This is a genomic window from Microvirga sp. P4_G7, assembly GCF_056401005.1.
Genome location: NZ_JBFUKD010000568.1, coordinates 1 through 2437, shown reverse-complemented (window position 1 = coordinate 2437; position 2437 = coordinate 1). Strand labels below are relative to the sequence as shown.

Below are 2437 nucleotides of genomic sequence, written 5' to 3'. Positions count from 1 at the left end.
ATCCTACTCCCTGTTTCAAATCTCAAACATATTTTGCACCGATAGGGCATATATTCTTAGTTATCGGCTTAACAAGTTTTCAAGAGTCTTTGTCGGCTTCGTTCTTTCAAAGGGACGTTAGGGCGCCGCAGACGAGCACTCACCCAGACCCTCGACAAAATGGAGGACCGGCCTGACGGTCATCGAACGGAGCGAGAAGTCGATTTGGCTATATCAGATAGAGCGTCGCTTTGGTTGCTCCCCGAAACAATCGTTCCTACAAAAAAAGCTGAGATGTGGCATGTCTGGGCGGAAACAAATAATTCTCGCTCGAACAACTGTAAAAATGATCTGCTGAATTTCATGAGAACCTATGGTTCAGTAATTCCGCAGTCTAAAATAAACATGGCAGCGCCACGTGCTCAAGGGAATGACTTCACACGGTGAGGAGCATGGCATGTTGGACGTAACAAATTTGGATTCACAGGCGTTGAGCTCGACAATCACTGTGAAATCGAGTGGCGCGAGCAGCGCGCGACTGGCCGCCGCGAGCATGGTGGGAACGGCTTTGGAGTGGTTTGAATTCACCCTCTACAATGCAATGGCGGCATTGATCTTCAATCAACTCTTCTTTCCGCAATTCGATCCGATCGCAGGCACCATTCTGGCGTTCTCGACATACGCCGTGGGGTACCTGTCGCGCCCCGTCGGTGGGTTCATTTTCGGCCGGCTCGGGGACAAGCTTGGTCGGCGTGATGTCCTCATGCTGACCTTAGTGCTCATGGGTGGAACGACCTTCGCCATGGGCCTTCTGCCGACCTATGCGACGATCGGCGTCTGGGGCGCGGTGCTACTCGTCGCACTCCGTTTCATTCAGGGCGTTGCGCTCGGTGGAGAATGGGCAGGCGCGGTTCTGTTGACGGCCGAGCAGGCCTCCATCAGGCACCGCGGGTTTCAGGCGTCCTGGGCGCAGGTGGGCGCGATGGTGGGCATTTTCACCGGAACCGCAACTCTCGCCGCGGTGACCTCGTTCGTTTCGGATGCGGCATTCGTCGAATGGGGCTGGCGTCTTCCGTTCCTGGCCAGCATTCTCGTTGTCCTCTTCGGGTTGTGGTTGCGGGTCGGGGTCTCCGAGTCGCCGGAGTTCGAACGTATTTCGAAGGACGGGCACACGGCCCATGCACCTTTGAAGGAAGTGTTCACGAAACACCTCAAGAGCCTGTTCATTGCCGGCAGCGCGCGCATTGGTTCAGACGTCTGGTTCGGATTCCTCGCCGTGTTTTCTCTCAGCTATCTCACCCAGACGCTCGGCGTGAGCCGCTCGGTTGCCGTCACCGGGGTGATGATCGGAACGGTTGCGAACGGCCTTGGATGTTTGGCCTTCTCCGCCCTGTCCGATCGCATCGGTCGCCGTCCGGTCTATCTCGCCGGCGCTTTCGCTTCGGCCGTATGGATCCTCGTCCTCTTCTGGATGTTCGATACGCGCGATCCGATCCTGATCGTCGCGGGTCTGACCATCGGTCTCGTCCTCCACTCTGCGATGTACGGCCCCCAATCCGCCTTCGTCGCCGAGCAATTCACGACCCGCGTGCGCTACAGCGGTTGCTCTTTGGCCTACACGCTTGCCGGCGCACTCGGCGGTGGCCTCGCCCCGCTTCTCTTCACGACGCTTCAGCGTGAGTTCCCAGGATTGCTGGCGATCAAACTGTACTTCTGGGGAGCGCTTGCGGTGACAGTCATTGCGTTACTCGCCGCGAAGGAGACGGCCGGTCGCCCTCTGAAAGATTGACGAGAAATACCGCTGCGCTGTCGCAAGCGACAGCGCACCGGGCATCAATCGGAGGAGGCTTCCCGTGTTCGCATTTGAACAAGTTACATTGACTGGCACGAGAGCTGTTTCGGTTAGTCTAAATCGTCTGACACTCGGTGGATTGACCGGACAGCCGGCGGCTGTGCAGCTCCACCTCGACGAGCTGGCCCATATCGGCGTCAAGGCGCCTTCGAAGGCGCCGATCTACTACCACCTCTCTGCAAATCTCGTGACACAGTCCGACGCGATTCAGGTTCTGGGCGATCACACGTCCGGCGAAGCCGAACCGATCGTACTGTCCTTGTCGGACGGACTTTGGCTCGGTATCGGTTCCGACCACACGGATCGAAAGGCGGAGACGGTCGACATCGCTCTCTCGAAGCAATTGTGCCAGAAGCCCATCGGCAAGCAACTCTGGCCCTTGAAAGAGGTCTCGGCGCACTGGGACCAACTCATTCTGCGCAGTTTCATACGAGAAGGCGGAGAGCGCGTTGTCTATCAGGAGGGCACGCTGGATGCGATGCTGCATCCGCAGATCCTTCTCCAGAAACTGCCCTCCGAGGTCAACCCGTTGCCGCCTCAAGCGATGTTCATGTGCGGAACGACGCCCGCGATCGGCGGAATCCGTCCATCGAATGAATTCACGGC

2 protein-coding genes are annotated in these 2437 nt (G+C 57.8%); both read left to right on the top strand.

Annotated elements, in window-relative coordinates:
* Positions 1-436: 436 nt before the first annotated feature.
* Positions 437-1768: an MFS transporter gene (locus AC1DT3_RS18015; RefSeq protein WP_477466604.1), complete on the top strand. Its 1332-nt coding sequence runs from the start codon at positions 437-439 to the stop codon at positions 1766-1768.
* 64 nt (positions 1769-1832) lie between these two features.
* Positions 1833-2437: DUF2848 domain-containing protein (locus AC1DT3_RS18010; protein WP_477466603.1), on the top strand; the 605-nt coding region annotated here is incomplete at its 3' end.